Here is a 21281-nt window from a genome sequence, read left to right on the forward strand (position 1 = left end):
AAGACCGCCGGGCCCTCTGCCGTACGACACCCCGCCGTGCTGTGCCGTACGGCACCCTGCTCATGCTGTGCCGTACGGCACCTGGGCGTGCTGCGGGGCGGGCACTTGCGTTCTTTACTCGTCCTCGTGCTGGTCGATCGGCTCGCCGCGTGCGGGGATGGCGTCCGCCACGGCCGGGTCCGCAGTGGCGAGGCTGCCGTCGGCGGCGGCCTGGAGCAGCGCGGCCATGGAGGCGTAGGCGGTGCGGATCAGGTAGCCACTGGACTTCTGGCCGAGGTCGCCGCGCAACTCGATCAGAAGGCTCGCGCTGCCCTGCAGGCCGAAGGAGTTGCGCGCGATGCCCGCGAGCGACTCCCCGGGATAGCGGCTCACGTCGGCGAAGCCGTAGTCCTCCAGGGAGGTGTACACCACGCTGGCGACCCGCTTGCTGGCGGTGAGGACCTGCGGAGTCACCCCCGAGTTGGTGGGCCACAGGATGGACGCGGTGGCCAGTGACCCGTCGGGCTGCCGGTAGCTGCCCTGGTGGTGGTAGTCCACGGTGATGTCCGGCCGCCACGATCGCACCATCCGCTGGATGGCGGCCGACTCGGGTACGGGGTTGGCCTCGGGAGCCATGGCCGGGTCGTGGTAGCGGTTGATGTCGAAGCCCACCCCGGTCCGGCAGAAGGCGCCCGAGCAGTCCGGGTCGACGTTCTGCCGCTGGAACCGTTCGGTGCCGTCGGGGTTCGCGCGTACGACGACGCGAAGCGTCACGTCGTCGAGAACGTCGCCGGCCCACTTGGCCTGGGAGGTTCCGATCCGTTGAAGGAGCTGCAGGGCGGCCTCCGTGCCCAGCGGCTCGTTGCCGTGCTGCTGCGTGATGTAGAGAACCTTGGTCGGTCCGTCGCCCACGGTCGCGGCCCAAATGTCGCGGCCCTCGTGCGTCTTCCCGATCGACTCGACGTCGACCACGCCCTTGGAGCGCTGCTCCAGGCGTCGCAGTGCGCTGGTGAGCTCGTCGTAGCTGTGCAGGCGCTCAAGCGAGACGTGTTGTGCCTCCTGCACCCAGGGCCCTCCCGGCTTCGTGCCGTCGGCGGACGCCGTGGTCGTCCCTGCGATCGTCAGGCCCAGGACGGTGGCCAGAAACACGGCTGCGCGTCGTTTTCCGAGCAAAACAACCTCCTCTGATCGATGGAGTGGAGTGTTCGTCAGCAGCTGGGAGAAGCGGCACAGGGCCGGTCCGCCGGCGACTCGGCGCAGTGGGAGGCCGAGCCGCCGGCTGTCTCCGGATGCCTAATGGCCGCCGTCTGACAGGTCGCGCACCCGGACGTTGCGGAACGCGACGACCGAGCCGGCGTCATGGTTCTGCAGTCCGATGTACCCCCGCTCGAACTGCCTGCCGCTGGTGCCGGGGTCGGTCGGGCGGCCCGGGAACGGGAGGCCGGGGACGTTCTCGAACTCGTTGATGACCTCGCCGTTACGGATCACCGTGTAGTGCTGGCCCACCACGCGGATCTCCAGGTCGTTCCAGACGCTCTTGCCGGTCGGCCGGGCCTGGGCGAGGTCGAGGTCGGCGAATCCGTACACGGACCCCGTCTTGCGGGGGTCGTTGCCACCGCTCTCCGAGGTGTCGTTGATCTGGATCTCATGACCGCAGTTGACCGAGACCCATGCCGGGTCGTTGGTCTTGCACTCGGGGTTGGCGGCGGGGTCGACACCGGGGAACCGCACGAACACGCCGCTGTTCGACCGCGCGTCGCCGGCCCGTTCGTCGCGGAACTGGAGGCGCAGCGAGAAATCTCCGAATTGCTCTGCCCTGTACCAGAGCAGTCCGAGACCACCCCCGGTGGGCGAGTTCGCGGTCACCATGGACCCGTCGTCACGCAGGGCGAACCCCCGGCCGCCGACGTAACCCCAGGCGCCGAAGGACCCCGGCGTCCCATCGAAGATCGTCTTGTACGGCGTGGGGCCGTTCGGCCGTCCGATGCCTGATCGGGCCGCGGTTTCCACGAGAGCCGAACGCTCGTCAGCGCTGATCACGCTCGAGCCGGCCAGATCACGGGTGACCTCACTCACATGGCGGACGAAGGCGCCGTGGTTGTTCCACGTGCGCTCGTCATCGATGAGGTCGTTGACGGTGCAGCCACCCCCGGCCGTCCTGTTCGCCACACCGCTGTCGGCGTCCAGGAACCGGACCGTCGGCCGTGCGTCGGGAGCGGGGCACGACTGCTCCGCCGCGTCCGCCGGGGCCGCCATGAGGCTTCCCGCGACGGCGGCGGCGAGAAGGCCGCCGATGAGGGCCGCCGGCTTGCTCTTTTTGGTCATGAGGGGATTCCTCCTTGAGTTTGGAGCGGGTTCTGGGCCACTCAGCCGGTCGGCTCCAGCACCACCTCGTCGGTGCCGGTCAGAGCCGGTAGGCCGTCACCGCCCGGGTCGGTGTACGTGGCGGCGAAGACACCGTGGAGGTCGTCGGTCGCCGGGTCGTGCCCCGACGGCACGGTGGTGGTGATGGATCCGGTGCATCCGCTCGCCGTCGTCTGCGGGTGCCCGTGCTGGTCGTGGCCGAGGATGTAGGTCACCTGGACGCGGGAGCAGTCGACCGTCTGGTCGTCGGTCACCCGCACCTCGAACCGGACGACGTCGCCGAAGTGGAACGGCTGCCCCTCGGCCGGCGCGACCAGCTCCACGACCGGCGCCGCGTTTCCGACCACGACCTCGACGGAGGTCGCCGCTGAACGGCCGCGCTGAGGACCGCCCACGTCGGTCACCTTGAGGGTCGCGCGGTAGACGCCGTTCTTCGTGTACGTGAAGGTGGGATCGGCCTTCCGCGAGTCCACTCTGCCGTCGGCGTCCAGATCCCACTCGTAACGGAGCCGGTCGCCGTCGGCGTCCACGGTGCCCTCACTCGAGAACGTCACGGTGAGCGGCGCGAGGCCGTTGGTCGTGCCGGCCGAAGCCTTCGGAACCGGCGAATGGTTGCCGTTCTGGCCGATGTAGTCGATGCGGGCCAGTTGCGCCTCAGGGTTCTCCTGGAAGTAGCCGTCGCCGTACTCAAGGACGTAGAGGGCGCCGTTCGGCCCGAACTCCATGTCCATGGCGTTGTCGAACGCGATCGACGGCAGGACCGACTCGATGCTCGCGAGCTTGTCGTCCCCGTTCAGGTGGAAGGCCTTCGTGTAGTCGCGGGTCCACTCGTAGAACAGCGGCACGCCGTCGAAGTGCTCCGGCCAGGCAACCGGGGTACGCCCTCGGGTCGCCTTCTCGTCGAACCGGTACACGGGGCCCGCCATCGGGCCGATGCCGCCGGCGCCGAGCTCGGGGAACTGCGTGGACGTGGAGTAGGAGTACCACATGTCCGGCTGTTCGACCGGCGGCAGGTCGCGCAGGCCGGTGTTGTGCGGAGACTCGTTCACCGGGGCCGTGCAGCTGAAGCGTGAGCCGGACGTGCCGGTGGCGAAGTCGTAGTCCACGTAGGGCAGTTCCGCGGTCGAGCAGTACGGCCAGCCGTAGTTGGCCGGCTTGCGCACGATCGCCCACTTGCCGTGCCCGGCCGGTCCTCGGTTGGGATTGGCCTGGCCGGCGTCGGGGGAGTAGTCCGCGACATACACGTCGCCGTTCTCACGGTTGATCTCGATACGGAAGGGGTTGCGCAGCCCCATGGCGTAGATCTCGGGCCGGGTCTTCGTGGTGCCGGGCGCGAACAGGTTGCCTTTGGGGATGTCGTAGCCGCCGCCGTTCTTGGGATGGATCCGCAGGATCTTGCCGCGCAGGTCGTTGGTGTTGGCGGAGCTGCGCTGGGCGTCGTAGGCCGGGTTGCGGTCCGGCCGCTCGTCGATCGGGTTGTAGCCGTCGGAGGAGAAGGGGTTGGTGTCGTCACCTGTCGACAGGTAGAGGTTGCCCGCGGCGTCGAAGACGATGTCGCCGCCGACGTGGCAGCAGATGCCCCGGTCCACCGGGACGTCCAGGATCTGCTGCTCGCTCGCCAGGTCGATCTTGCCCTTGGTGAACTCGAAGCGAGAGAGCCTGATCACGCCCTTGAAGCGCTCCCAGTCCGCGGCCGTGCCGGCGTTGGGGGCGTCGCCCTCGTTCACGTTGGGCGTCGACGGGTCGTCCACGGGGGTGTTCATGGGCGGCGAGTAGTACAGGTAGACCCATCTGTTCTTCTTGCCGAAGCCCGGATCGATCGCGATGCTCTGCAGGCCCTCCTCGTCGTGCTGGTACACGTCGAGTACGGCGGCCTGTGTGTTGAGGCCGGTGGACGGGTCGTGCATCCAGACCGTTCCGGCGCGCGTGGTGTGGAGAACCCGGCCGTCCGGCAGGACGGCGAGGTCCATGGGCTCGCCTGGGGTGTCGTTGAGCGTCACCTTCTGGAAGGCGGAGTCCGGAGGCGCCGGACTCTCCTGGGCCACAGCGATCGACGGTGTCGTCAGAAGCCCCGTCATGACGGCGGCCAGTGCCACCGCCAGCCGGGTTCTCTTTGAAGTACGGCTCACGTGATGCTTCTCCTTGACCGAAGGGGTCGTCGGCTGGACAGGCCGGACCGCCGCCACTGCCGTACGGCAGGGCAGGACGGTCCGGGTGCTCGATGAAAGGGATGCGACCCGCGCCGAACTCGGCGCGGTCATGGCCACGGGCTGCGCAGACGAAATCGCCAAGGCAGTCGCACGCGGAGTCCCTTCGTGCGGACGCGTGCAGGCGCTAGCGACGTGCCGTCGTCATCGGGTGCGAGAAGCCCGTATCGGCAGGGCTCAGCCGCGCAGTGTCAGCCGCCCTGTGTTAGCCGCCCAGTGTTCAGCCGCGGAGTGCGGCCATGTTGTCGTAGCTGAGTTCGGAGTACTGCAGTGACTGGGCCGGGTTGGCGGTGCCTCCGGGGGCGTTGTCCTGCTCGTACATCGGGTTGTGGTAGCCCTTGGCTCCCATCAGCGGTCCTGCAGTCGCCTCTTCTTCGTCGTGCGGGCTCATCGTTTTCCGACTCCAATCGGTGGATGAATCGCTTGATCCGCCGTGAGTACGCTGAGTCCTTCCGCGGTGAGCCGGAACCGCCATTTCTGACGCGGTGACCGAACCTCACCAATAGCTCCCGAACTGCCGCTCAGTTAACGCAGAATTTACCCTCGTTTGACTGGGCTGGGAAGAAGTTCTGTCGAAATAACCAAAAGTTCTCTCGTTGCAGGACAAAGTCAGACGTGAGGCGCTGCAGGCATGCTCGCGACGCCACCAGGGGGACGTCATCGGCTCTTCAGGCGGGCCGGGAGCGGCTCGGCCCTCAGCGGGAAGCCCGCGTGTGCACGGCCTGCGGGTCCCACGGATTGTCCGGCCGCCCGTGCCGGGCGGATGCCATGCCCACGACGAGGGCGGCGATGTTCCAGGCGTCGTCGACGCCGCTGTGGTGGCGGCCCTCCAGCGGCAGGCCGGCGTACTCCAGGGCGGCCTTCATGCCGAGCCGGCAGGTCAATCCGTACGTCTCGGAGAACGTCAGCTTGGCGTTGACGTGCCGGATGGCAAATGGATAGCGCACACCGGCGGCCGCGCACTGCCGCTCGAACTGCCGCCGGTCGTAGTCGCCCCAACTCGCCCACGTGCGGGAGCGAGCCCGGTGGTCGCGTTCGAGGACGCCGCAGGCCTCCTGGAATGAGACGCCGCCGGCGACGTCCTTGGCCGTCAACCCGGTCAGCTCGGTGCAGAACTCGCTCACGGACGACCGGACTGGGCGGACCAGCAGCCGGTGACGCGACACCCGCTCCAGGGTCTCGAGGTCGACGACGCAGAGGCCGATCTCGATGATCTCGCTGAGCTGTCCCGGCGGCGGCTGCTTCTCCCAGCAGGTGGCTTCGACGTCGATCACGTTGAGGAAGCGCGCGAACGGCTCCATGGCGACACCATAATGATCGCTTTTCCCGCCCGCCTTCCCATTTCGGCCCGCGGGACGATCAGCGCGATTACGCTCACCGAGGCGTTGCGCGCGCGTACGCGTATCCGATCCTTCAGGCCTCGGTCAAGGGCCTCGAGCCCGGCGGGCCCCGGCCCGGGAGTTCCACCTCGGCGCGCTGAGCGGACGGAACGGCTACAGGGCCGGGCAAGGACGGGTGGTCCGTCCATGATCTGGTGATCACTAGGATCGCCGAGTGATCATCAGACGACGGACGGCCGCAGCCCTGCTCGGGATGCTGGCCGCCCTCTCCTTATTCGGTGTGCCCCCCGCGCACGCCGACGAGCCCACCCCGAAGGAACCGCCCAAGGTCGAGCTGGTCCTCGACATCAGCGGCTCGATGCGGGCGCGCGACATCGAGGGCCACAGCCGGATCTCGGTGCTCCAGCAGTCCTTCAACGATGTGCTGGACGCGCTGCCCGCCGAGGCCCAGGTCGGCATCCGCGTCCTCGGCGCCACCTACCCCGGCAACGTCAAGGCCGTGGGCTGCAAGGACACCCAGCAGCTGGTGCCGATCGGCCCGATCGACAAGCTGGAGGCCAAGACCGCCGTCGCCACCCTGCGCCCCACCGGCTTCACCCCGGTGGGCCTGGCGCTGCGCGCCGCCGCTCAGGACCTGGGAACCGGCGAGACCACCCGCAGAATCGTCCTGATCACCGACGGCGAGGACACCTGCGCCCCGCCCGACCCGTGCGAGGTCGCCCGGGAGCTCGCCGCGCAGGGCACCCACCTGGTGGTGGACACCCTCGGCCTGACCCTCAACGACAAGGTGCGCAGGCAGCTCACCTGCATCGCCTCCGCCACCGGCGGCACCTACACCGCCGTCACCAGCAAGACCCAGCTGACGAACCGGATCAACCAGCTGGTGGACCGCGCCGCGACCACCTACACCCAGACCCCGGCTCAGGTGGACGGCACCGACAACTGCACCGGCGCCCCGCTGCTCAGCCCCGGCGCCTACACCGACCGGGAGCAGTTCCAGGAGCACCGCTGGTACCGGGTCCCGGTCCGCGACGGGCAGGAGCTGCGGGCCTCCGTCAGCGTCTCCCTGGACCGCGCGCTCAACCGCGACTACGGCGTGCTGCTGCGGGCCGTCTCCGAGGACGGCCGGGAGCTGGTTCGCGGCACCGACGCGGGCAGCGGCCGCACCGATGTGCTCTCCACCGGCCTGCGCTGGTCCGCCGAGCAGGACGCTCCCGACCAGACCGTCTGCCTGGTGGTCAGCAACTCCTTCTCCTCGCCCACCGCCACCACCGCCGCAACGCCCGGTATGCCGCTGGAGCTGACCGTCGGCGTCGTCGACTCCTCTCCCGCCCCCAACGGCCCGGACCTGGGCCGCGGCTGGGGGCTGCTCGGCCTGCTGGCCCTCGCCGGTCTGGTGGGTGGCCTGCTCTTCGGCTGGCTGGCGCGCTGGCGGGTCGCGATCTGGAGGGCGAACTAACGATGCGTACAACTTCCGTCCGCCGCTGCGCTGGGGCGCTGTCCGCCGCCGCGGCCGCACTGCTGCTCTCCGCCGGTCCGGCCGCCGCCGACATCGCCTCGCCGTCGCCGTCCCCGTCGGACAGCCTGCCGCCGGTGACCACGGCCGGATCCTCCTTCCTCACCGCGACCGCCGTCCAGCCCGGACAGCCGGTGCAGCTGGCCGGCTCCACCGGCGACTACCTCTACTGGTCGTTCACCGCCGAGGCCGGGCAGACCGACAAGATCGCGATCACCGTCACCCTGCCGCCCACAGCCTCCCGGCACGGCGCATCCAGCTGGGCGGTGGACGTCTTCGACGGGCTTCGCCGCCGCCAGGCCTGTACGGCGGGCGCCCAGACGCCGACCGCTGCGGCCGGCGCCGCATCGGTCGCCCTGGGCTGCACCCTGCGGCAGGTCCGTGCCTGGGCCGAGCCGTGGTCCGGCGACCCGCTGCCCGGCACCTACTACGTCCGACTGGCCGTCACCGGACTGCCCGAGCCGGATCTGGGCCTGCCGATGCAGGTGGCGATGCAGATCACCGCCCATGACAGCGACGACACCCAGCCGGAGGGCGGCGAGCTCAAGGCCCCGCTGACCCAGCCGGTCGCCGCCGGCACGGTACTGACCTCGGCGCCGCCGGTCGCGGCCGAGGAGGAGAAGGACACCGGCTGGAACTGGAGCTGGGGCTGGCTCCCCGACCTGTCGGCCCGCTGGGCCTGGACCGCCGTCGGCGGTGCCATCGCGGCCGTCACCGGCGTCGGCGGCTACCGTCTCACGCGGCATCCGCGTCGGCGCTTCCCGGAGCCCGACGACTTCACCCGGCATCCGCGTCAGCGCATCCCGGAACCCGACGCCTTCGACCGCCGCTGATCCCCCGCAGCAGCACGGAGGCCACGTCCGGCACCGCCGCCACCCCCTGGGGCGGCGGCGGGGGCCGGACCACCACCACCGGCAGCCCGAGTCGGTGGTGGTGAGCTTGGCGGCCGTCGATCTGGACGACATGAGCCGCCTCGTTGAGGAACAGCACCGGCCCAAGCGGGTCCCGTCAGCGCCTGACGTCGCGGTGGGCGGCGGCCAGGACCACCAGCGCGACGACGAGGGCCGCCGCCCACCAGAGAGCCGCATTCCCCTGGCCGCCGTACGGCCCTGCCCAGGCGGCGGGGCCGGTGAGCTGCATCGCGGCCCAGCCGGTGAACAGGAAAAACGCGCCGGTGAGCGCGGCAGGCTTGCCCGGATACCTCCGTACGGCGACGGCCGCGGCGGCGGGACCCGCGAGCAGGCAGATCGCGGCCTCGAGGGCCGTCCCGGGGAACCCGAGCGTGGCGCCGGGAGCCAGTCGCGCGACGACGATCGCCGAGGTCAGGCCCCAGCCCAGCGCGCTGGCCGCACCCGCGAGGAGGGTGCGTTCCCACTGCCGTAGCCATCGGGGCACGGGAGCGGCGGCGGCGGAGGAGGGAGCCATGGCGTCGGTGAGGGCGAACGCGGCCGCCGAGCCGAGCAGGATCGCCGACGTCCTCAGGATGAGCAGCCCCAGCCCGGGCTCCAGCGGATCACCGGGCTCCATGCCGGCCGCGAGACACAGGCTGATCGAGACCGTGACTGCCAAGGGCACCCAGTCGATCGCCCGAATCAGCGGGCGTAACAGGGCGAGCGTGATCGATGCGCGGCTCATTCGCATCGCTCTCCCCGCGGGACGCTGCCCTCCGGCAAGCCGAGCAGGGGGAGGGCCTGCCCGATGGTCGTCTCGGGCGAGGTGAGCACGTCCCAGTGGTCCTTCACACGGGCGGCCGCATCCGGGCGCTCCAGCAGGCGGCGTGCGTATTCGACCTCGGCCGTGCCGTACCTCTTGCCGCCGAGTTGACCGGGAACGCCGAAGGAGGTGCCGCCACCCACCTCGATGTGAATCCATCCACGCGGAAGGTCGTCTCCGCCGCCAGGCGCGTTCCAGGTGCCTGGATCGGGGGCGTCACTCAGAGGTTCGGCTCGCCCGGCGAGCCAGAGCGCGACGACGGTCCGCGCCCGGCCGAGATTGTCGCAGCCGTCGCCGAGCCCGGTCACCGCGGCGGCCATCTGGCCGATCAGCAGGGCGCGGTGCCGGGTGGGGTCGGTTGACCACACCAGCCATGTGCGGGGCTGGTCGAGTATGTCGTCAGGGGCGTAGATCCCGGAGATCTGTCGCACGGGTGGGATCCGGTTCCGGGCGCGCTCCGGGACCGCGGCGACGACGGGCCGGATCGCCTCCGCCCAGACGGGGATCCACGGCTGGTAGCCCGGATAGACGCAATACGTCACGCCCTCCTGCGCTTGGCACACCTGAGCCGGCATTCGCGGGACGAAGTGTGGTGTGGCCCACGGAAGCGCCGGAGCGCCGGCGGTCGCGGCGGCCCCCGCGGGCACCGCGACGGCGAGAGCGGTCAGGGCCGCGATGGCGCGGACCGGGCGCAGGCCGTGCCGCAGCAGCGCGAGCGCGGCGAGCAGGACGGCAGCCGCAGTGAGATAGAGCAGGTGCTCCCGCGTGAGCCGGGTTCCCCACGAGGGGTCGTGGTCCGGAATCACGGGCAGGAACCAGCCACCGTACTCGCCCCGGGAGTTCGCCAGCATGCCGAAGGCCACCGCGCAGACGACCGCCGGTGCAGCGATCAGCGTGGGGATCCATCGGCCGAGCGCAGCGCCGGTCGTCGCCGCGAGCGCCGCCAGGGCCACGCCGCCGAGCGCCTCGAAGGGATCGATCCGCCCGGCGGCGTGACCCGACGACTCCGCGACCACCAGCCGGACGCAGATGATCAACGACGCGATCAGCGCCCCCACAACGGGCGCCGAGAGCACGACCGCCTGCGTGCGAACGGCCGCGCGGCCCGGCAAGGCGGCCAGGGTCTCTGGCATGCCGTGCCGGCGGTCACGGCCCGCGGCGAGGGCCGCCACGATCAGCACGGCTGCTCCTGCCGAGGCCGAGATGGTGACCGCGTCGATCGTCACCGTCGTCATGTCGGGCAGCCAGGCCGCACCACGGGCCACACCCACAGTCAGGGATGCCGGCGCCACGACCCACAAGATCGGGTTGCGCAGCAGACGCAGCGTCTCTAAACGCACCAGCGACAGCCTCACGCGGACACCTCCGCGGCGTTTCCGAGTAACAGCAGGTAGCCGTCCTCGACACCCGGATCGGCGGAAAGCCCACCCGGCGGAGCGGCCCCGAGCGTCCGGTAGCGGCCGTCGGAGGTCCGCCAGAACAGGACCGGGGCAGGCGGCGCGGACTCCGACAGCCACACCTGGCCGGAGGCGACCGAGGCCAGCCCGGACGGTGTGCCGTCGAACACGGCTCGGCCCTCACGCATCACGATCACGCGCTCGCACAGAGCCGCCACGTCTTCGGTCTGATGCGTGGACAGCAGCACGGTACGGCTTTCGCCCAACCGGGACACGAGCGCGCGGAAGCGCATCCGCTGCTCGGGGTCGAGGCCGACCGTCGGCTCGTCCAGGATGAGCAGGGCCGGGTCGCCGAGCAGCGCCTGCGCCAGGGCGAGCCGCTGCCGCATGCCACCCGACAACTTGCGTACCTTCGTCTTCGCCGCGCCGCTCAGGTCGGTCTCCGCGAGCACGCGGCGAACCTCCCGGTGGCGTTCGCGGCGGCCGGTCAGCTCCTTCAGGATCGCGACGTATTCCACGAGCTCGAAGGCAGTGAAGTGGGGGTAGTACCCGGGGTCCTGCGGCAGGTAGCCGAGGCGGCGGCGCACCTCCGTCCGCTGCGCCGGATCCGATGGATCGAGCCCGAAGGTGCGCACCTCGCCCGCGTCGGGGGCCAGGGTGGTCGCCAGGATGCGCAGCAGGGTGGTCTTCCCCGCGCCGTTGGGGCCGAGCAGCCCGGTCACCCCACGGCCCAGCTCCACGGAGAAGCGCTCGAGCACGGTCTTACGGCCGAACCTCCTGTTGACGTCGCGGACGCTCACCGCCGCATCCGTCAGGCCATGCTTTTCCATCGGAACTCTCCTCGGTCGAGGCGGGCACGCCGCAGGTGAACGAGCAAGGTCGAGGCCAGGGCGGCCATGCCGTACGCGGCCTGGGCAGCGGGGGAGAACAGCGGCAGGGCGTCCGGGCCGAGCACGCCTCCGGCGGTCACCGCTGCCAGCCAGGCGGCGGCGAGCGCGGCGGCCGAGGCGAGCGGGGAGAAGCGGGTGGACAGGGCGAGCGTCCCTGCGCTGAGCGCGAGCGACGGAGTCAGCCAGGCCGCGGCCAGACCCGGCGGGCCGGGCAGCAGCGGGGTCGCGACCCCCGTCAGGGCGATCGCCACCACGAGCACGGCCAGAGCGCGCAGCAGCAGCGTCCGCGCGCCGGCCATCGGGGTGGCCGCCTGCACCTCGTGCACCGGGTCGACGCGCGGTCCGTAGGCGAGGGCGATGCCGGCCAGAGGCAGCACGGGCGCCACGGCCAGGAAGGGCACGAGTGCGTCCAGCGGCCGCGACGGATCCGGCGCCGCGAGGTGGGCCGCCGCCACCGCGAAGCTCAGCACCGCGACGACGGCCACGACCCAGCTGCGCACCAAGGCGGGCGTGGCCGCGAGGAACGTGGCCACGTGTTCGGGCACGCCGGCGCCGCGCAACATCCGCGCCAGCGGCCGCGTCCGGGGCGCGTCCACCACGTCGGCTATGCCGTCCCAGCTCGATTCGAGCCAGCCCTCGTCGTACGGCACGGCCGTACGGCAACGCGGGCAGCGGGCGATGTGGCTCTCCACCGACATGACCTGCACCGAGTCCAGACGGCCCGCCGCGTAGCGCGTGATGAGATCGCCAGAAGGATGCCATTGCGCGTTCATGCGAGATGCTCCCTCAACCGGGCCTTGACCCGCATGACGCGGGTCTTGACGGTGCCTTCCGGGACGCCGAGAAGGTGCGCGGCCTCGCGAGTGGTAAGGCCGTCGAGCACGGTGGCCTGGATGGCGGCCCGCAACTCGGGCGACAACCGGGCGAGCGCGACGCCGAGGTCCCCGTGCTCCACTCCGACCAGCACCGCGTCCTCCGCGGACTGACCGACCAGGTCGGCGGAGTCGAGCGTGACCTGCGGGGGAGGAACGCCGCGGCGCAACGCGGAGATCAGCCGGCGGATCGCGATCGTCCACATCCAGGCCGCAGCGTCGCCGCGTGCGGCGTCGTAACGCCGTGCGTCCCGCCAGACGGCCACGAATGTGTCCTGGATCGCGTCGTCGACCAGGTCGGGGTCGGCGCAGCGACGCGACAGGCGCGCCTTGAGCCAGGGGGCATGCCGTTCGTGAAGGAGGCGGAGCGCCTCGACCTGTCCGCCGGCCACGGCGGCGAGCAATTCCGCGTCGTCGCTGGAGCCGCTTACGGGAGGCGGCTCCCGGCGGCGTTTGAGGAAGCGGTGCACATACCGTCTATCGCACCATTCGCCGATTCCGGTTCTGAAAAGCGAAGAATCGCCCTTGGTTCATGTGTTCCGGGCACCGAACACCGCGGGAGGCGTGGGACGGCGCTGACACGGCCCACCGCGCCCCGTGCGTGCTCCCGGTGCTCCTGGTGGCGCGGTGGTCGCGGTTCGCGGGGTCAGAAGAGCGTTCCGCCGCTGATCTCACGCTCGAAGTCGAGGAGCCGCCGCTTGCGGTCCAGCCCACCGCCGTAACCGACAAGGCCGCCCGTGGAGCCGACGACCCGGTGGCACGGCACGATGATGCCGATCGGGTTCTTCCCGTTGGCCAGGCCGACGGCCCGGACGGCGGCAGGCCGCCCGATCTGGTCCGCGAGCTGCCCGTACGTGATCGTCTCACCGTGAGGGATCCGCCGCAGGGCGGCCCAGACATGCTGCTGGAACGGCGTGCCCGTCAGCGTCATCGGCAGGTCGAAGACGGTGCGCCGACCGGCGAAGTAGGCCGCGAGCTGCTCGACGACCTCGGCGAACGGCGAGGCGTCCGGTGCGCCGAAGGTCTCCTGCGGCGGCCGGTGGCGTTGCCCTTCCATGTAGAGCCCCGCCAGCACGCCGTCTGTGGCGACGAGGGTGAGCGGCCCCATGGGGCTGTCCACCACGGTGTGCGTGCGGTCCGCACTCATCGGACACTCCGTCCCGCCGGTCGACCGGCTTTTCGTTGCTCCTCATCGGGGAGCCGGTTGATCGGGTGATCGCCGGTGGCCCACAGATGTTGTACGGCATAGGCACGCCAGGGCCGCCAGGCCGCGGAATGCCGGCTCAGTGCTCCAGGAGTCGACGGAAGCCCCAGCTCACGGGCGGCGAGACGGACGCCGAGGTCGCCCGGCACGAACGCGTCCGGGTCGCCGAGGGCGCGCATCGCGATGGTCTCGACCGTCCACGGCCCGATTCCCGCAAGCCGGGCGAGCCGGGCTCGGGCGCACTCCCAGTCGTTGCCCGCGCCGAGGTCGACGTCTCCCGCGGCGAGCGCGGCGACCAGGGAGACGAGCGCGTCGCGGCGTGCCCGGGGAAGGGCGAGTCCGTCCGGGTCGAGGCCGGCCAGGGTCGCGGCGTCGGGGAACAGGCGGGTGAGACCGCCTCCCGTGTCCGTGACCGCCTGGCCGTACACGGCGGCCAGGCGACCGGCATGGGTGCGCGCCGCGGCGGTCGACACCTGCTGCCCGAGGACCGCCCGTACGGCGAACTCGTCCGCGTCGACGGTGCGGGGCACGCGCCGGCCGGGGTCCTTGTTCACGAGCGGGGCGAGAACGGGGTCGCGGCGCAGGAGGTCGTCGACGGCGACAGGGTCGGCGTCCAGGTCGAGCAGCTGACGGCACCTCGCGATGGCAGTGGACAAGTCACGCAGGTCGGTCAGGGTGAGCACGCAGCCGATGTGATCGTGTTCCGGCCGCAACGCGGCCACGCCGTGCCCGCGGGGCAGACGCAGCGTGCGGCGGTAGGCGCCGCCCCGCCACTCCTCCACCCCGGGGACGGCGGTCGCCGCGAGATGGCCGAACAGGTTGTCGGGGCACAGCGGCGCCCGGAACGGCAGGCGCAGGGAAAGGGCGCCCGGCGTCGTGGCCGGATGCCCCCGCGCGGCGCGTTTCCTCAGCTCGCTCGGGGCCAGGGCGAAGACCTCGCGAACCGTGTCGTTGAACGCGCGCACGCTCCCGAATCCCGCGGCGTGGGCGACGTCGCTCATGGGAAGGCCGGTCGTCTCGATGAGGATCCGCGCCGTCTGGGCGCGCTGGGCACGCGCCAGCGCCAGCGGGCCGGCTCCCAGCTCCGCCATGAGCTGCCGCTCGATCTGCCGGGTGCTGTATCCGAGGCGGGCGGCGAGGCCGGAGACGCCATCGCGGTCCACCACCCCGTCGGCGATCAGGCGCATCGCCCGGGCCACCAGGTCGGCGCGCTCGTTCCATCGCGGGGACGCCGGGCTGGCGTCGGGCCTGCACCGCTTGCACGCCCGGAAGCCCGCCTGCTGCGCCGCGGCCGCGGTCGGATAGAAGCGCATGTTCTCCGGCTTGGGCGGCACGCCAGGGCAGCTCGGCCGGCAGTAGATGCCCGTCGTGACGACCGCGGTGAAGAACCAGCCGTCGAACCTGGCGTCCTTGGACTGCACGGCTCGCACGCATCGGTCCCGGTCGTCATGCATGTCACCCACTGTGCGGCCGGTCATCCTGGGGAAGCTAGCGGAAATCCGACATCAACGTCGGCGGGGGGCTACACGGACGTGCATGTCGGAATTCCGCCAGACCTCCGCCTGGTGGGGCCGCTGGAATGCTCACATGTCCATCTCACAGATTCAGACAGACCGGGCCGCCCTGTTCCGCGCGCTGCACACGGCCGGACGCCCGCTCGTGCTGCCCAACATCTGGGACGTCGCCGGAGCACGGATCGTGGAAGACGCCGGAGCGTCGGCGATCGCGACGACAAGCGCGGGCGTCTCGTGGGGCCTCGGCGCCGCCGACGGAGACGAGCTCGATCGTGACCTTGCCCTGCACCTCATCGCGCGGGTGGTCGCGGCGGTGGACGTCCCGGTCACGGCGGACATCGAGAGCGGCTACGCCGACCATTCCGAGGGCGTCGCCGAGACGGTGCAGGGAGTGCTCGCGGCCGGAGCGGTGGGCGTCAACCTGGAAGACGCCCATCATCGCGGACCCACGCCGCTTCGTCCGGCCCCGGAACAGGCGGAGCGGATCGTCGCCGCTCGGCAGGCCGCCGGCAGCGCCGCCTTGTTCATCAACGCCCGGATCGACACCTACCTGCTCTCCGCCGGAGACCCAACCGCCCGGCTGCGGGAGACGCTGAGCAGGGCAGAGGTCTATCTCGCGGCGGGCGCCGACGGGATCTTCGTGCCCGGCGTGACCGACCCTCAGATCATCTCGGCCCTGGTCGAAGGGGTGGCGGCGCCGGTGAACGTGCTCGCCGGTCCAGGAGCGCCGGCGGTGGCCGAGCTGGCCGCGCTGGGAGTTGCTCGCGTCAGCCTCGGCTCGTCCATCGCCGAGGCCGCGTACGCCGTCGTCCGGAGCAGCGCGCAGGAGGTGCTGGCCACCGGCACGTACGGCACGCTCACCCGTGCACTCGGCTACGGGGAGCTCAACGAGTTGCTGAGGTGAGCACGGACTCCTTGGGTCCGGCCGCGTCACAGCGTTTCACGCCGAGGAGTCGCCGACGGCCTGACCTGTGTCAGTCCCGCTCGAAGGAGAGCCTGTCGATCAGCCAGCGGTGGAACTTGATCGCGAACCTGACCCAGTGAGCGACCACTGTGGTCAGGTGCTCGCGGGTGACTCCCGCGCCGATGTAGAGCTGGGAGTCGCCGATGACCCTGATGACGCCGCTGTCCGGGGTGAACGCGTAGACCTTCGGCCACATGGTGTCGGCGTTCCACTCGTTCAGCGCGGTGAGCAACATCGGCTTCTCGTCGACCGAATAGTGCCGGTCGTAGAAGGTGCGGATCGTGAACAGATCACCTTCCGAGCCGAACAGGAAGAAGACGGTGAGCTCCGAGGTGGAGATCGCGAGATCTCCCTCGGAGTCGATGGTGTGCTCGAGCTCCAGCTCGTCGAGGATCTCCTTGATGAGCTCCTGATCCGGCTGGACGACCGCTGGCGAAGGGGTCACGTCATCCATCCTGCACCATCCCGCCGTCGATGGGCCGCTGGTCGCGGCAGAGGGCCGGGCGAACACGCGCAACGGTCGCCCGAGCTTGATGGCCGGTGCCGGGGACCGCGTCGCCGGCCCCGGGCGGCTTTCGGAGATCTTCGCGTCCTATGATTACGAGTCGCGATGTCTCGATTTAGGGGAGCGGCATGAGGACGATTCTGATCACCGGTGCGACGGACGGTTTGGGGCGTCACCTCGCCGGGCGGCTCGCCGCCAGAGGCGAACGTGTCATCGTCCACGGGCGAAACGCCGACCGGGTGCGCCGGGTGCGTGCGGAGATCGGCGGGAACACTGAGGAGGTGCTGGCCGACCTGGCCGACCTTCACCAGGTCGACCGGATGGCCTCGGAGGTCGAGGAGCGGTTCGAGCGGCTGGACGTGCTGGTCAACAACGCCGGCATCGGCGGAGGAACGGCGGGCTCGGGCAGGCAGGAGAGCGCCGACGGCATCGAGCTGCGGTTCGCCGTGAACTACCTGGCCGGCTACCACCTGGCCCGGCGGCTCGTCCCGCTGCTCGTCCGCTCGGCCCCCTCGCGGGTGGTGAACGTGGCGTCGCTGGGCCAGCAGGCCATCGACTTCGACGACCCCATGCTGACCCGTGGCTACGGGCGGCAGCGGGCCTACGCGCAGAGCAAGCTCGCCCAGATCATGTTCACCTTCGACTTGGCCGAGGAGCTTGCAGGTCAGGGGGTGTCGGTCACCACGCTGCATCCGGCGACCTTCATGGACACGACCATGGTCAGGGAAGCGGGGGTCCCCGCCCTCGCCTCGGTGGACCAGGGAGGGGACGCCACCCTGCGGCTCGTCGACGAGGACGTGCCCACCGGCGGCTACTTCGACGGAAAGCGGGCGGCCACCGCCGATCCCCAGGCGTACGACGTCAAGGCCCGCGCCCGCCTGCGTGAGCTGAGCGACGAACTCATCCGTCAGGCGCTGACCCGCTGACCCCACCCCACCCCCTGGTGGTGGGGTGGGGTCAGCCCCCTCGTGTGGTGATCATGCAGAAGTTCGGCAGCGGGCCCTCCGACCTGCGCAAACCTCGCTCGTGATCATGCAGAAGTTCGCGGATGTCACGCCTGACCTGCGGATCCTTTATCCGTGATCATGCACGTCAGGCGGGTGACAGGGTGCCCACGCGGCGGCTGATGTGGGCGGGCACCGGACGGGTGGCATGGGGGTCGGTCACCGGCGGCTGCCACGAGCCGGTCAGCGGCAACACGCCCGCCCAGACGTCATGGGGGTCGTCGGCGTCGTCCGGCGGCCCCTGCCGTACCTTGACGGAGGCCTCCTCCAGCGAGATCGCCAGGATGGTGGTCGCGGCCAGTTCCTTGCGGCTGGGGCGGCGGGCGTAGTCCCACTGCCCGGGAGCGATGTGCTCGGTGAGGCATCTGAGCGCGGAAAGCTTCTCGTCGCTGTCGAGCCTGCGGGGCACGCCGTAGATCATGGCGCTGCGGTAGTTGACGCCGTGCTCGAACACCGACCGGGCCAGCACGAGACCGTCGACGTGTGTGATCGTCACGCACACGGTGGTGGTCTGGGTGAGGCTTTGGCTGGCCACCGATCCGTGCAGGTAGATGTAGTCGGCGTCGAAGCCGTACACCGTCGGGACGACCATCGGCACCCCGTCGGACACCACACCCAGATGGCAGACGAACCCGGCCTGGAGCACGGCGAAGAGCGACGCGCGGTCGCTACGGCCCTGCTCCCTGAGCCTGCGGTGACGGGTCCGGCCGGTGGACGACAGATCGCTCATAGCGTGACATCCAACCTCGGCGGGCCGGAATGCGCGACCGGCATGAGGGCCGACCGGGCCTCACGCCGCCGAGGTCGGCCCTGCCGTACGGGGGAAGCGGATGACGTTGGCGCCCGTGTATCGGCGCAGGTCGACGACCTTGCCTCGGACGCGCAGGCCGGCCCTTTTGCGCAGAGCCGGCCTGATGTCCTTCACCTTGGCTGGCGACGGCACCACCTTCAGCATGTGAACCCCCCGAGCGTGATGGTTCCGTTATCAGTCCCAGATAGATACAGGGATCGCCGTAAAACAAGCGTAAAAGCGTTCAGTAAGGGAGCCTGCGGCCGGAAGGCGAGCGCAGGTCGAGCTCGAAACGGCCGGTAGGCCGGTGGGCGCGGCGGGGCTGGGAGATCCTGATGCGTCTCATGGGTCCGTGCCTCCTTCGATGACGTTGAGCAGACTATGCGCCCCATCGGTTGCCGTCCCGTTGTTTTCCGTTTGCAGATCCACGACCTTCAGGCCGGCCCCGGAGATCGGCGTGATCTCCGGGGCCGGCCGCACGGTCAGAGGTGCGCGCCCGGCGTCGCCCGGGTGATCACCGAGATCCGGTTCCACGCGTTGATCGCGGCGATGGCCGCCACCAGGGCGGCGAGCGTCTCCTCGTCGTAGTGCCTGGCGGCCTCGTCCCAGACCTCGTCGGGGACCGGTTCGGGGCGGTCACTCAGCCGTGTCCCCGCCTCGGCGAGCGCGAGCGCGGCGCGCTCCGCCTCGGTGAAGTACGGAGTGTCGCGCCAGGCCGCCACGGCGAAGAGCCGCTCGTCGGTCTCACCCGCCTTCTTGGCGTCGCGGCTGTGCATGTCGACGCAGAAGCCGCATCCGTTGATCTGGCTGGCACGCAGTTTGACCAGTTCGAGCGTGCTGTGCGGCAACGAACTGGAGCGTACGAACCGCTCGAGGCCCATCAGCGCCTCGGACGCCTTGGGTGCGGCCTTGCCGAAGTTCATCCTCGCCATCATCGGCTCCTTCAGTCTGTGATCTCTTCGTGGTTCTCCCCGGACCGGCCGGCGAGCGTACGGCTCACGCCGGCGAGTTTCTCCGGGTTCATGACCATGTCGATAGCGGTGACCTGGCCGGGTGAAGTCCGTTGCCGGCTCGTCTTGGTCATGCAGACCAGAAGGACAAGGCACGGTTTCAGTTTGTGACATCACCGATCAGCCGACCGGACCCGCCTCCCGTGCCCGTGATCATGCAGAAGTCCGGCGGGGTGCGTTCTGGCCTGCGCAAACACGGGGCGTGATCATGCAGATCTTCGATGATGTGCCATCTGACCTGCGCCGACCTCGTGCGTGATCATGCAGAAGTTCGGTGGAAAGCCATCTGACCTGCGCGGATCTGTTTCGTGATCATGCAGAAGTTCGTGCACGTGTCGCATGACCAGCCACAACGCGTTCCGTGATCATGCGGTTGTCTCTCGCTCCTGCCTGTGCGCGACGTGCGTGAACTCGTCGGCCCGCGCATGCGTGATCGTGGTCGTCACCGAGGCGGGGGACGGTCTGGGCGCGAACTTCTGCGGGATCAGCGCCACGGGGGCTGAAGTTCGGGGGAGGCTTCCCATTCGTGGCAGGGGCGCAGGGCGTAATGGTGGTAGACGACGCAGACCAGGAGGGAATCGCCCGTCTCCAGCTCCTCGCCGGGCCGCTCTTCATCGGCAGGCCAGTCGCCGGAATCTTCGTCTTCCCAGGCTTCGGCATGGTGGTCGGAGGAGTCGTCGGTCTCCTCGGCGTGGAGCCAGTCGTCAGTTTGGTCCATGAGGTCCACTGCGCTCACGATCTGGCCACCGGGCCCACAGATGCAGTCCGGCGTTCCCTCGTGGGTGATGACGTCGTCGAGCGGCATCACGTGAACAAATCTGTTCATGACACCTCCTAGCCACCTATTGCCGATCACGTTACCTAAAACGTGGATAAATCGGAATAAAACGGCCAAAGATGTACCAAGGGTTCAATCGTGTGCGCCGTTAGGCGTCCCGCTTGGGTGATCGGAAAACGTCAAGAGGGGCCGGCCGTACGGCCGCCGCGACCCGGCGAATCGGTTCCCGTGTTCATGCACTGGGGAGGATGCTGGATCAGGGACCTTTCGCCCATCTGAAAGCCCTGGTCAGCCGGAGTTTATGGATGATTTCTGGCGGTTCGCCGGTGATGGGGTCGGGGTATGCCCGACTCGACATCGGCGAACCGGGGGAGACCATGGCGACCTGTGAGGTCTGTGGCAACGATTACGACATGAGCTTCGAAGTGCACGCGCAGGGAGCGGTGCACGTTTTCGACAGCTTCGAATGTGCGATCACGCGGATGGCACCCGTCTGCGAGCACTGCAGCTGCCGCATCGTGGGTCACGGGGTGGCCGTCGACGGCCGGTGGTACTGCTGCGCCCATTGCGCGCGGGAGTCGGGGGCGACGGCCATCGTCGATCGTGAGTCGGCCCCGGGAGGCAGGCGGTAGGGCCGGCTCATTCGAAGGAGATGAGGCGGATGATCACGTAGCCTTCGCCGTCGGGGACCGGCGGGAACGTGGTGCCGGGCACGGCGTCGAAGATGCCGGGGCGCTCTGCCCGGGTCACCATGCCGAACATGTCGCCGGGCAGTGTCATGCCGAACATGTGCGCCCGCTTCGCTGCGGCGTAGAAGCTTCCTCCCGACTCCAGGTCGGTTGCAACCGCCTGGGCCGCCCTGTGATCGGTGAGGCGGAGAAAGGCGACCCGGGCCTTGTCGGGCTTGGCCGTCTGGGCGCTGAGATAGTCCTCGATCTCCCAGATGAGAAGCTCACTGAGATATCGCGAAGTGTCTTTCCACATGGTGATAAGGGTGTCTCGTCCCGCTTGCGCCCTAGTTGCACTCGAATTGTCAACGCGTGATCATGCAGAAGTTCGCTGATTCGGTCGTTGGGCTGGCCCTTTGCTCCCCGTGATCATGCAGAAGTGCGGGAGGAGGGCGTCCGACCTCGCATGCTTCCATCCGTGATCATGCAGAAGCTCGCCCAGTTGACCCTCAAGCTGCGGTTTTGCCATTCGTGATCATGTAGCGATGTTGGATCAGTGAGCCATT

At 69.9% G+C, this 21281-nt stretch carries 24 protein-coding genes; 5 read left to right on the forward strand and 19 right to left on the reverse strand.

Annotated features, from left to right (window positions below):
* Window positions 1-114 precede the first annotated feature (114 nt).
* The 5 genes from Pth03_RS15790 to Pth03_RS15810 form a co-directional block, all read right to left on the reverse strand.
* Entirely contained in the window at window positions 115-1152 is a 1038-nt protein-coding gene (locus tag Pth03_RS15790) for a M14 family zinc carboxypeptidase (RefSeq protein ID WP_203945014.1), read from the reverse strand.
* A 120-nt stretch (window positions 1153-1272) separates the two neighbouring features.
* Complete coding sequence (locus Pth03_RS15795) at window positions 1273-2304, reverse strand: 3-keto-disaccharide hydrolase (protein ID WP_203945015.1); 1032 nt, start codon at window positions 2302-2304, stop codon at window positions 1273-1275.
* Window positions 2305-2345: 41 nt separating this feature from the next.
* Window positions 2346-4472 carry a PQQ-dependent sugar dehydrogenase gene (locus Pth03_RS15800; protein ID WP_203945016.1) on the reverse strand — a complete coding sequence of 709 codons (2127 nt, stop codon included), beginning with the start codon at window positions 4470-4472 and terminating at the stop codon, window positions 2346-2348.
* A 298-nt stretch (window positions 4473-4770) separates the two neighbouring features.
* Window positions 4771-4941 carry a hypothetical protein gene (locus Pth03_RS15805; RefSeq protein ID WP_203945017.1) on the reverse strand — a complete coding sequence of 57 codons (171 nt, stop codon included), beginning with the start codon at window positions 4939-4941 and terminating at the stop codon, window positions 4771-4773.
* Window positions 4942-5245: 304 nt separating this feature from the next.
* Entirely contained in the window at window positions 5246-5851 is a 606-nt protein-coding gene (locus Pth03_RS15810) for a 3'-5' exonuclease (protein ID WP_203945018.1), read from the reverse strand.
* 253 nt (window positions 5852-6104) lie between these two features.
* On the opposite strand from Pth03_RS15810, the gene Pth03_RS15815 reads away from it, so the two are divergent.
* Both Pth03_RS15815 and Pth03_RS15820 read left to right on the forward strand, forming a co-directional pair.
* A complete protein-coding gene (locus Pth03_RS15815) occupies window positions 6105-7349 on the forward strand; it encodes a VWA domain-containing protein (protein WP_203945019.1) in 1245 nt (414 codons plus the stop codon).
* 2 nt (window positions 7350-7351) lie between these two features.
* Window positions 7352-8239 (forward strand): hypothetical protein, encoded by an 888-nt coding sequence (locus Pth03_RS15820; protein WP_203945020.1) that lies wholly within the window; start codon window positions 7352-7354, stop codon window positions 8237-8239.
* A gap of 175 nt (window positions 8240-8414) precedes the next feature.
* On the opposite strand, the gene Pth03_RS15825 is transcribed toward Pth03_RS15820, so the two are convergent.
* The 7 genes from Pth03_RS15825 to Pth03_RS15855 all read right to left on the reverse strand — a co-directional run bounded on the left by Pth03_RS15825 (window position 8415) and on the right by Pth03_RS15855 (window position 14936).
* Window positions 8415-9041 carry a hypothetical protein gene (locus Pth03_RS15825; protein ID WP_203945021.1) on the reverse strand — a complete coding sequence of 209 codons (627 nt, stop codon included), beginning with the start codon at window positions 9039-9041 and terminating at the stop codon, window positions 8415-8417.
* Window positions 9038-10474, reverse strand: coding sequence for a hypothetical protein (locus tag Pth03_RS15830; RefSeq protein WP_203945022.1), 1437 nt, complete (start codon window positions 10472-10474; stop codon window positions 9038-9040). The genes Pth03_RS15825 and Pth03_RS15830 overlap by 4 nt, the downstream gene beginning before the upstream one ends.
* Window positions 10471-11346, reverse strand: a complete 876-nt coding sequence (locus Pth03_RS15835) for an ATP-binding cassette domain-containing protein (protein ID WP_203945023.1) — start codon at window positions 11344-11346, stop codon at window positions 10471-10473. Before Pth03_RS15835 ends, Pth03_RS15830 begins: the two co-directional genes overlap by 4 nt.
* Entirely contained in the window at window positions 11328-12179 is an 852-nt protein-coding gene (locus tag Pth03_RS15840; protein ID WP_203945024.1) for a zf-HC2 domain-containing protein, read from the reverse strand. Before Pth03_RS15840 ends, Pth03_RS15835 begins: the two co-directional genes overlap by 19 nt.
* Window positions 12176-12748: an RNA polymerase sigma factor gene (locus tag Pth03_RS15845; protein WP_203945025.1), complete on the reverse strand. Its 573-nt coding sequence runs from the start codon at window positions 12746-12748 to the stop codon at window positions 12176-12178. Before Pth03_RS15845 ends, Pth03_RS15840 begins: the two co-directional genes overlap by 4 nt.
* A 176-nt stretch (window positions 12749-12924) precedes the next feature.
* Window positions 12925-13425, reverse strand: coding sequence for a methylated-DNA--[protein]-cysteine S-methyltransferase (locus Pth03_RS15850; RefSeq protein ID WP_203945026.1), 501 nt, complete (start codon window positions 13423-13425; stop codon window positions 12925-12927).
* Complete coding sequence (locus Pth03_RS15855) at window positions 13422-14936, reverse strand: AlkA N-terminal domain-containing protein (protein ID WP_203945027.1); 1515 nt, start codon at window positions 14934-14936, stop codon at window positions 13422-13424. Before Pth03_RS15855 ends, Pth03_RS15850 begins: the two co-directional genes overlap by 4 nt.
* 133 nt (window positions 14937-15069) lie before the next feature.
* Here Pth03_RS15855 and Pth03_RS15860 point away from each other — a divergent pair, with 133 nt between their 5' ends.
* The gene (locus tag Pth03_RS15860) at window positions 15070-15900 is read left to right on the forward strand and encodes an isocitrate lyase/PEP mutase family protein (RefSeq protein WP_239119075.1); all 831 of its coding nucleotides are present in this window, start codon (window positions 15070-15072) and stop codon (window positions 15898-15900) included.
* Between the two features lie 70 nt (window positions 15901-15970).
* On the opposite strand, the gene Pth03_RS15865 is transcribed toward Pth03_RS15860, so the two are convergent.
* The gene (locus Pth03_RS15865) at window positions 15971-16405 is read right to left on the reverse strand and encodes a YbjN domain-containing protein (protein WP_203945028.1); all 435 of its coding nucleotides are present in this window, start codon (window positions 16403-16405) and stop codon (window positions 15971-15973) included.
* A 188-nt stretch (window positions 16406-16593) separates the two neighbouring features.
* On the opposite strand from Pth03_RS15865, the gene Pth03_RS15870 reads away from it, so the two are divergent.
* Window positions 16594-17391: an SDR family NAD(P)-dependent oxidoreductase gene (locus Pth03_RS15870; protein ID WP_203945029.1), complete on the forward strand. Its 798-nt coding sequence runs from the start codon at window positions 16594-16596 to the stop codon at window positions 17389-17391.
* 166 nt (window positions 17392-17557) lie between these two features.
* Here the strand turns inward: Pth03_RS15870 and Pth03_RS15875 are convergent, their stop codons facing one another.
* From Pth03_RS15875 to Pth03_RS15895, 5 genes are all read right to left on the reverse strand, one after another.
* Complete coding sequence (locus Pth03_RS15875; protein ID WP_203945030.1) at window positions 17558-18199, reverse strand: pyridoxamine 5'-phosphate oxidase family protein; 642 nt, start codon at window positions 18197-18199, stop codon at window positions 17558-17560.
* A gap of 60 nt (window positions 18200-18259) precedes the next feature.
* A complete protein-coding gene (locus Pth03_RS15880) occupies window positions 18260-18424 on the reverse strand; it encodes a hypothetical protein (protein ID WP_203945031.1) in 165 nt (54 codons plus the stop codon).
* A gap of 317 nt (window positions 18425-18741) precedes the next feature.
* Complete coding sequence (locus tag Pth03_RS15885; protein WP_203945032.1) at window positions 18742-19194, reverse strand: carboxymuconolactone decarboxylase family protein; 453 nt, start codon at window positions 19192-19194, stop codon at window positions 18742-18744.
* An 8-nt stretch (window positions 19195-19202) separates the two neighbouring features.
* On the reverse strand, window positions 19203-19343 hold the full coding sequence (locus Pth03_RS15890) for a hypothetical protein (RefSeq protein ID WP_203945033.1): 141 nt from the start codon (window positions 19341-19343) through the stop codon (window positions 19203-19205).
* Window positions 19344-19753: 410 nt separating this feature from the next.
* Window positions 19754-20095, reverse strand: a complete 342-nt coding sequence (locus Pth03_RS15895; RefSeq protein ID WP_203945034.1) for a hypothetical protein — start codon at window positions 20093-20095, stop codon at window positions 19754-19756.
* Between the two features lie 329 nt (window positions 20096-20424).
* Between Pth03_RS15895 and Pth03_RS15900 the strand changes: the two genes are divergently transcribed.
* Window positions 20425-20679 (forward strand): metallothionein, encoded by a 255-nt coding sequence (locus tag Pth03_RS15900; protein ID WP_203945121.1) that lies wholly within the window; start codon window positions 20425-20427, stop codon window positions 20677-20679.
* Between the two features lie 7 nt (window positions 20680-20686).
* Here the strand turns inward: Pth03_RS15900 and Pth03_RS15905 are convergent, their stop codons facing one another.
* On the reverse strand, window positions 20687-21031 hold the full coding sequence (locus tag Pth03_RS15905) for a hypothetical protein (RefSeq protein ID WP_203945035.1): 345 nt from the start codon (window positions 21029-21031) through the stop codon (window positions 20687-20689).
* Between the last annotated feature and the right edge of the window lie 250 nt (window positions 21032-21281).

The sequence above is a fragment of the Planotetraspora thailandica genome (assembly GCF_016863335.1).
GTDB lineage: Bacteria > Actinomycetota > Actinomycetes > Streptosporangiales > Streptosporangiaceae > Planotetraspora > Planotetraspora thailandica.

Excerpts from the sequence above, each read along its gene's own strand:
- Pth03_RS15795 (WP_203945015.1), bottom strand. The coding sequence starts at position 2,304 with ATGACCAAAAAGAGCAAGCCGGCGGCCCTCATCGGCGGCCTTCTCGCC.
- Pth03_RS15805 (WP_203945017.1), bottom strand. The coding sequence starts at position 4,941 with ATGAGCCCGCACGACGAAGAAGAGGCGACTGCAGGACCGCTGATGGGA.
- Pth03_RS15810 (WP_203945018.1), bottom strand. The coding sequence starts at position 5,851 with ATGGAGCCGTTCGCGCGCTTCCTCAACGTGATCGACGTCGAAGCCACC.
- Pth03_RS15820 (WP_203945020.1), top strand. The coding sequence starts at position 7,352 with ATGCGTACAACTTCCGTCCGCCGCTGCGCTGGGGCGCTGTCCGCCGCC.
- Pth03_RS15825 (WP_203945021.1), bottom strand. The coding sequence starts at position 9,041 with ATGAGCCGCGCATCGATCACGCTCGCCCTGTTACGCCCGCTGATTCGG.
- Pth03_RS15835 (WP_203945023.1), bottom strand. The coding sequence starts at position 11,346 with ATGGAAAAGCATGGCCTGACGGATGCGGCGGTGAGCGTCCGCGACGTC.
- Pth03_RS15840 (WP_203945024.1), bottom strand. The coding sequence starts at position 12,179 with ATGAACGCGCAATGGCATCCTTCTGGCGATCTCATCACGCGCTACGCG.
- Pth03_RS15850 (WP_203945026.1), bottom strand. The coding sequence starts at position 13,425 with ATGAGTGCGGACCGCACGCACACCGTGGTGGACAGCCCCATGGGGCCG.
- Pth03_RS15855 (WP_203945027.1), bottom strand. The coding sequence starts at position 14,936 with ATGCATGACGACCGGGACCGATGCGTGCGAGCCGTGCAGTCCAAGGAC.
- Pth03_RS15860 (WP_239119075.1), top strand. The coding sequence starts at position 15,070 with ATGTCCATCTCACAGATTCAGACAGACCGGGCCGCCCTGTTCCGCGCG.
- Pth03_RS15870 (WP_203945029.1), top strand. The coding sequence starts at position 16,594 with ATGAGGACGATTCTGATCACCGGTGCGACGGACGGTTTGGGGCGTCAC.
- Pth03_RS15875 (WP_203945030.1), bottom strand. The coding sequence starts at position 18,199 with ATGAGCGATCTGTCGTCCACCGGCCGGACCCGTCACCGCAGGCTCAGG.
- Pth03_RS15880 (WP_203945031.1), bottom strand. The coding sequence starts at position 18,424 with ATGCTGAAGGTGGTGCCGTCGCCAGCCAAGGTGAAGGACATCAGGCCG.
- Pth03_RS15885 (WP_203945032.1), bottom strand. The coding sequence starts at position 19,194 with ATGATGGCGAGGATGAACTTCGGCAAGGCCGCACCCAAGGCGTCCGAG.
- Pth03_RS15890 (WP_203945033.1), bottom strand. The coding sequence starts at position 19,343 with ATGACCAAGACGAGCCGGCAACGGACTTCACCCGGCCAGGTCACCGCT.
- Pth03_RS15895 (WP_203945034.1), bottom strand. The coding sequence starts at position 20,095 with ATGAACAGATTTGTTCACGTGATGCCGCTCGACGACGTCATCACCCAC.
- Pth03_RS15900 (WP_203945121.1), top strand. The coding sequence starts at position 20,425 with ATGGCGACCTGTGAGGTCTGTGGCAACGATTACGACATGAGCTTCGAA.
- Pth03_RS15905 (WP_203945035.1), bottom strand. The coding sequence starts at position 21,031 with ATGTGGAAAGACACTTCGCGATATCTCAGTGAGCTTCTCATCTGGGAG.